This window comes from Methylobrevis pamukkalensis (assembly GCF_001720135.1).
Lineage (GTDB): Bacteria > Pseudomonadota > Alphaproteobacteria > Rhizobiales > Pleomorphomonadaceae > Methylobrevis > Methylobrevis pamukkalensis.
In genome coordinates, this window is record NZ_MCRJ01000168.1 from 1 (window position 1) to 6,214 (window position 6,214).

Below are 6,214 nucleotides of genomic sequence, written 5' to 3' on the forward strand. Positions count from 1 at the left end.
CATAAAGTTCAGCGGACCGCGCCATACACGTTGCGCATTTCGCGCGCGGCTGCTCCTATGGCGCATTCTTCAATCCATTGCGTCGGATCAGACATGGCTTACTGGCAGATCGCTGCGGGCTCGAATCAACGGAGCTATGACGACCGTTTCCTCGATCATGGCATCGCCTTTGTAGGCGGAACGTCGCAGAGGGAGACAATGAGAACGGTCAAGATCGGCGATGTCGTGATCCTGAAGCAAGGCATGTCCCGCATCCGCGCGGTTGGCCGGGTCGTCGAGCGTGACGGACAGCATAGTGGGGACGGCGGCAAGGATTGGCTGAAGGATTTTGACGGCTGGGACTTGGGGGGATGGTGCTATGTGGACTGGTGTGTTCCGTCCAGCCCCGTCGTCACAAGCGGACTGACCCGTTCGACGATCCAGGGCGTCAACCAGGCCCATCTCATCGCCGAGGCCGATCGCATCCTCGCCACTGTCCCGGTCAAGGAACCTGAGGACGAGCCTCGAAAGACGGACAGAGTCGACGATGAGGTGCTGACGAGAGGCCTGATCGATTTCGGACTGAGACCTGCCGCGGCGGAAGACCTGACGGTGGCCCTGCGCCGGATCCGCCTTCTGGCTGGCTTTTATCTCGGGCGGCCCTGGCATCTGACCAAGGAACATGAAGCCCGCACGTTTCTGACCGTTCCGCTGCTTCTTGCGCTCGGATGGGCGGAACAGCGCATGCAGATCGAATTGAATGTCCCCGGCGTGGGCCGCGCCGACATCGCCTGCTTCCGAAAGCCGGTGAGGGGCTACAAGGACGATCCGGATGAGTGCTCCATCATCATCGAGACGAAAGGGCTCAGTGAAGGTCTGCACTACGCGACAGGGCAGGCGAACCGATATGCGGCCGAGTTCCCGACCTGCGATGTCGTGATCGTCACGAACGGCTACTGCTACAAAGCTTACAAACGTAGCGCCACAGACAAATCCTTCCCGGAAAAGCCGACGGCCTATCTGAACATCAGGGACCCGCGCACCCGCTATCCGCTCGATCCGACGAATACAGATGGTGCACTTGCCGTGCTCAAAATGTTGATCCCGACCTAGCAGCGTCCGCCAAGCCATAGCCGATACCCTGCTCCGGGAGGGTCAGCCTTGCGCCCAGAGTCCCCGAGGCATTGATGATCGCCTTGTGGGCGAGCATCACACCGGGCGTGGCGGGAGAGCAGGTCGCGTTCGCGTCGTGACATGCACCTTCGCACCGTTCGGTCCACGCAGGCGCGCCAGCCGTTCGCCCACGGCCTCCTCCAGGTCTCCCCGGCAAGCTGCTCCCCAATCCCTTCAATCCTCGTCGGAGGCGATCTGCCTGAGCACGTCGCCGCGGCCGCGCAGGCGCATCAGCATCGGCAGCAGCACGGCGGCGGCGGCGATGAGGTAGAGCGTGATCGCCAGCGGCGAGGACACCAGCACCAGCGGGTCGCCCTGGCTGATCGCCAGCGCGCGGCGCAGCTGCTGCTCGGCGAGCGGGCCGAGGATCAGGCCGATCACCACAGGCGCGATCGGGTAGCCGAAGCGGCGCATGCCGTAGCCGAGCAGGCCGAAGGCGAGCAGCACGGCGAGTTCCACCGGCGACGGATTGGCGCCGATGGTGCCAAGGGTGGAGAAGGTCAGGATGCCGGCGTAGAGCCACGGGCGCGGGATCGCCAGCAGGCGCACCCACAGGCCCACCAGCGGCAGGTTCAGCACCAGCAGCATCAGGTTGGCGATCAGGAGGCTGGCGATCAGGCCCCAGACCAGTTCAGGCCGGGTGGCGAACAGCAGCGGCCCGGGCTGCAGGCCGAACTGCTGGAAGCCGGCGAGCATGATCGCCGCCGTGGCCGAGGTCGGCAGGCCGAGGGTCAGCAGCGGCACCAGCGTGCCGGCGGCCGAGGCGTTGTTGGCGGCTTCCGGCCCGGCAACGCCCTCGATCGCGCCGTTGCCGAATTCCTCCGGATGCTTCGACAGGCGCTTTTCGGCGGCATAGGACAGGAAGGTGCCGATCTCGGCGCCGCCGGCCGGCATGGCGCCGATCGGGAAGCCGATCACCGTGCCGCGCAGCCACGGCTTCCACGAGCGGGCCCAGTCGCTGGCCGTCATCCACACCGAGCCGCGCACCGGCTCGATCTTGTCGGGCGCCCGGGCGCCGGCGGCGGCGATGGTCAGCGCTTCGCCGATGGCGAACAGGGCGACGGCGAGCGTCGTCACCTCGATGCCGTCGAGGAAGTCGGGGATGCCGAAGGAGAGACGCGCCTGGCCGGTCTGGAGGTCGATGCCGACGAGGCCGAGGGACAGGCCGACGAACAGCGAGGTCAGGCCCATCAGCGCCGAGGAGCCGAAGGCGGCCGAGACGGTGACGAAGGCGAGCACCATCAGCGCGAAATAGTCGGCCGGGCCGAAGCCGATCGCGAGCTTCACCACGGTGGGGGCGAGGAAGGCGAGGCCGATGGTGGCGATCAGGCCGGCGACGAAGGAGCCGATGGCGGCGGTGGCAAGCGCGGGGCCGCCGCGCCCGGCCCGGGCCATCTTGTTGCCCTCCAGCGCGGTGATGATCGAGGCGCTCTCGCCGGGGGTGTTGAGCAGGATCGACGTGGTCGAGCCGCCATACATGCCGCCGTAGTAGATGCCGGCGAACATGATCAGCGAGCCGGCCGGGTCGAGCTTGTAGGTCACGGGCAGCAGCAGCGCCACGGTCAGCGCCGGGCCGATGCCGGGCAGCACGCCCACGGCGGTGCCGAGCAGCACGCCGATCAGCGCGTAGACGAGGCTCATCGGTTGCATGGCCGTCATCAGGCCATCGGCGAGCAGAGAGAAGGTATCCATGGCGATGCCTCATGCCGCGCGCGATGCTGGGCGCATCCGGTCGCCGGTCTCGTGAAACGGATGGACGCGGCCGGTGGGCGCGTCCTCAAGGTCGGGTCGGGGCGGAGCGACCGTCTCGAAGGGCGAGGGGTCGGCCCCGCGTCCTCCGGTCAATGGCGGCAGGGCGTCAGATGAACAGCTGCTCGATCGGGCCGGCCGGCAGCGAGAGCTGCAGCACCCGGGCGAAGATCAGCCAGATCACGAAGGACAGCACGATGCCGATCGGCACGGTCATCCACAGCGGGCCGCGGCCGAAACCCCTGGCGGTGGCGGCGAACAGGATGCCGGTGGCGATCGAGAAGCCCACGGTGGTCAGCAGCAGCATCTGCGCCAGGAGCCCGCCGACGATCCACAAGAGCGGCGGGATCTCGTCGCGCTCGCGCGCCGGGAAGTCGCCGCGCCAGCCTTGACGGCCGTGCCGGCCGCCAGCAGCAGCAGCGCGGTGGCGATCACATAGGGAAACACCGTGGGGCCGACGCGGGCATAGCTCGCCGCGCCGCCGATCCGCGCCGTGTCGACGAAGATCACAACGCCCAAGGCGGCAAGGCCGGCGGCGATGGCCAGCGCCGCCCGGTCGGGGCGGCGCCTTTCGGTGCGGGAGGTGGGCTCGGCGCCCGGTTCGTGGTTCACTTCACCAGCCCGATGTCGCGGAGCACGCCCTCGGTGGCGGCGATGTCCTTGTCGAGCTGCGCCGCGAAGGCGTCGCCGTCGAGGTAGGTGTCGGCCCAGCCCTTGTCGGCCAGCGCCTTCTGCCAGGTCGGGCTCTCGGCCATCTTCTTGATGTCCGCGGTGACGGCGGCCTTCTGCTCGTCGGTCAGGCCCGGGGCCGCAGCGATCATGCGCCAGTTCTGCAGCACCACGTCGATGCCGGCCTCGGTCAGCGTCGGGGCGTCGACGCCCTCGATCCGCTTGTCGCCGCTCACGGCGAGCAGGCGCAGCGTGCCGGCCTTGACCTGGGATTCGAACTCGCCCCAGCCGGAGATGCCGGCGGTGACCTGCGCGCCGAGGATCGCCGCCAGCGCCTCGCCGCCGCCCGAATAGGCGATGTAGTTGATCCTGGTCGGGTCGACGCCGGCCGCCTTGGCGATCAGGCCGACGGCGATGTGGTCGGTGCCGCCGGCCGAGCCGCCAGCCCAGGACACCGCGCCCGGATCGGCCTTGAGCTTGGCGATCAGGTCGTCGAGGGTCTGGATGTCGGAGGAGGCGGGCACGACGATCGCCTCGGATTCGCCGGTGAGGCGGGCGATCGGCGTCACGTCCTTGAGGGTGACGGGCGCGTTGTTGGTGAGGATCGCGCCGACCATCACGTAGCCGCCGACGATGAGCTGGGTCGGGTCGCCCTTGGTCTGGTTGGCGAACTGGGCGAGGCCGATGGTGCCGCCGGCGCCCGGAACGTTCATCACCTGCACCGAGCCGGAGATGCCCTCGTCCTGCAGGGCCGACTGGATGGTGCGGGCGGTCTGGTCCCAGCCGCCGCCGGGGGCGGCCGGCGCCAGGATCTTGTAGTCGGCGGCGAAGGCGACGGCCGGCATGGCGATCGCGGCCGCGGCGATGAGGCCGAGGGTGAATTTCTTCATCTTGCTTTCCTCCCAGGCGGCGATGGCCGCCGTCTTGTTTTGCCTTTTGGCCGAAGCCTAGGCCGAATTGCCGGAGACGTCACGACCGAAAATCCGGCCGTTCCTCCTGACGTCGCGTGCCTCGCGCGCGTCGAGGCGCAAGGTCGGCAGCGCCGAGCATGCCCCACGGACCTGTCACGAGCCTGTCGCGGCAGGGTGTGAACCGCGGTTTTTCGATGGCTGCCAAGCATGCTTGCACTGCACGGCTGCCTTCCCCGATCTGCACTTGTTGCAATGCGGCATCGGGCGCATCTAGGTGTGGTCACGAACGAGACGGCCGGGCATGGGTCCGGCATCGATGACAGGGACCAAGACCATGGCGACCAAGCGCGCCCACAGCATTTCCCGCGGCCTCAGCGACATCCTCGGCATCTTCTCCGCGGCCGTGTCGGCCGCCGGCGACGTCGAGCGTCACCGCAAGCCCAACAGCAGCGCCATGCGCCGCCTCGGCATCCGCGCCGACGCGTTCGACCGCACGAGCCTCTGAGACCTTCGTTCGCCCCCGCTCCGGCCAATCGGCCGGGGCTTCGGGCGAGCCGACATGCCACGGGTTCCGTCGAACATTTCCGGACGCCCGTCACGGCACGTTGGTCGTCACCCCCCGCCACAGGTCGATGAACTGCCGTCGGCGCATCGGGTCGGTCACCGCCAGCAGGGCCGCATTGAGGGCAATGGTGCGGATCGGTCCGCGCACGGCGCCCGTCATCTTCGTTCCGCCCTCGGGCAGGAGCGCGTCGTCGCCCAGCACCCGCTGGCCGTCCGGCGACAGCAGGAAGTCGAGAAAGGCCCCGGCCGCGTCCGGATGCGCCGCCTTCCGCAGGATCACCGCCACGCGGGCGATCACCACCGTGAAATCCTCCGGCATCACCACGACGACCCGATCGTCGGCCTTCGCGCGCGCCCGTGCGTAGGAGCCGAGCACGTTGTAGCCGACGAGCGCGCGGCCTTCCGCCACCATGTCGAGCACGTCCGCCGTGCAGCAGGCGGTCAGAAGGCCCGAGCCGCTGATCGTCTCCACGAAGGGCCAGTAGTCGCTCATGGTCACGGCGTCGAAGCTTGCCGCCAGATAGCCGATGCCGCTCTGGCCGACGTCGTAGGTGGCAACGCGCGGCCCGTCCACGCCGCCCGCCCGGACCAGCCGGGCCAGTTCGTTGCGGCTCTGCGGACGATGCTCCGGCGGCAGCAGCGCCGGATTGACCACGAACACCAGCGGCTCGATCGTGAAGCCGAAGGCCTCGCTGCGCCAGCGCGCCCAGCCGGGCATCCGCTCCGTCGCCTGCGAGACGTGGCGGCGGGTGAAGCCGTCGTTGACGAGCCGCACCTGCAGGTCGGCCGCCGACGAGATCACCAGATCCGGCGCCGGCGACAGGCCGCCGCCCCGCACGCCCTCGTAGAGCGCCACCGTCTCCCGTTCCAGATAGTCGACCTCGAGATCCGGCCGCAGCCGCGCGAAGGCGTCGAGCAGCGGCTGCATCGCCGCACGGTCGGTCGAGCCGGCGATCACCAGATCGGCGGCGGCAAGTGGCCGCGGCAGCATGGCCACGGCCAGCATCGCGCAGGCGACAAGCGCAAGACGGCGGATGCGCATCAGACCTCCTCCCCGGCGGGCGCCAGCGGCACGCGGATCGCGGCGATCAGCCCGCGCCCGGCCGGTCCTCCAGGGTGGCGCTGCCGCCATGGGCCTCGGCGACGCGGGCGACGATGGCAAGGCCGAG

Annotated in this window: 5 protein-coding genes and 1 pseudogene; 2 read left to right on the plus strand and 4 right to left on the minus strand. The window is 69.1% G+C overall.

Features of this window, described 5'->3' with window-relative positions; translation table 11 throughout:
• Positions 1-1,092: hypothetical protein (locus A6302_RS18880; RefSeq protein WP_210183394.1), on the plus strand; the 1,092-nt coding region annotated here is incomplete at its 5' end.
• 234 nt (positions 1,093-1,326) lie between these two features.
• On the opposite strand, the gene A6302_RS18885 is transcribed toward A6302_RS18880, so the two are convergent.
• The 3 genes and pseudogenes from A6302_RS18885 to A6302_RS18895 form a co-directional block, all read right to left on the minus strand.
• A complete protein-coding gene (locus A6302_RS18885; RefSeq protein WP_069308330.1) occupies positions 1,327-2,844 on the minus strand; it encodes a tripartite tricarboxylate transporter permease in 1,518 nt (505 codons plus the stop codon).
• A gap of 166 nt (positions 2,845-3,010) precedes the next feature.
• Positions 3,011-3,513: pseudogene (locus A6302_RS18890) on the minus strand (tripartite tricarboxylate transporter TctB family protein).
• The gene (locus A6302_RS18895; protein ID WP_069308331.1) at positions 3,510-4,460 is read right to left on the minus strand and encodes a Bug family tripartite tricarboxylate transporter substrate binding protein; all 951 of its coding nucleotides are present in this window, start codon (positions 4,458-4,460) and stop codon (positions 3,510-3,512) included. The pseudogene A6302_RS18890 and the gene A6302_RS18895 overlap by 4 nt, the downstream one beginning before the upstream one ends.
• A 355-nt stretch (positions 4,461-4,815) precedes the next feature.
• On the opposite strand from A6302_RS18895, the gene A6302_RS23220 reads away from it, so the two are divergent.
• Positions 4,816-4,986 (plus strand): hypothetical protein, encoded by a 171-nt coding sequence (locus tag A6302_RS23220; protein WP_169833635.1) that lies wholly within the window; start codon positions 4,816-4,818, stop codon positions 4,984-4,986.
• 90 nt (positions 4,987-5,076) lie between these two features.
• On the opposite strand, the gene A6302_RS18905 is transcribed toward A6302_RS23220, so the two are convergent.
• Positions 5,077-6,087, minus strand: a complete 1,011-nt coding sequence (locus A6302_RS18905; RefSeq protein ID WP_069308333.1) for an ABC transporter substrate-binding protein — start codon at positions 6,085-6,087, stop codon at positions 5,077-5,079.
• Positions 6,088-6,214 lie beyond the last annotated feature (127 nt).

Excerpts from the sequence above, each read along its gene's own strand:
- A6302_RS18885 (WP_069308330.1), bottom strand. The coding sequence starts at position 2,844 with ATGGATACCTTCTCTCTGCTCGCCGATGGCCTGATGACGGCCATGCAA.
- A6302_RS18895 (WP_069308331.1), bottom strand. The coding sequence starts at position 4,460 with ATGAAGAAATTCACCCTCGGCCTCATCGCCGCGGCCGCGATCGCCATG.
- A6302_RS23220 (WP_169833635.1), top strand. The coding sequence starts at position 4,816 with ATGGCGACCAAGCGCGCCCACAGCATTTCCCGCGGCCTCAGCGACATC.
- A6302_RS18905 (WP_069308333.1), bottom strand. The coding sequence starts at position 6,087 with ATGCGCATCCGCCGTCTTGCGCTTGTCGCCTGCGCGATGCTGGCCGTG.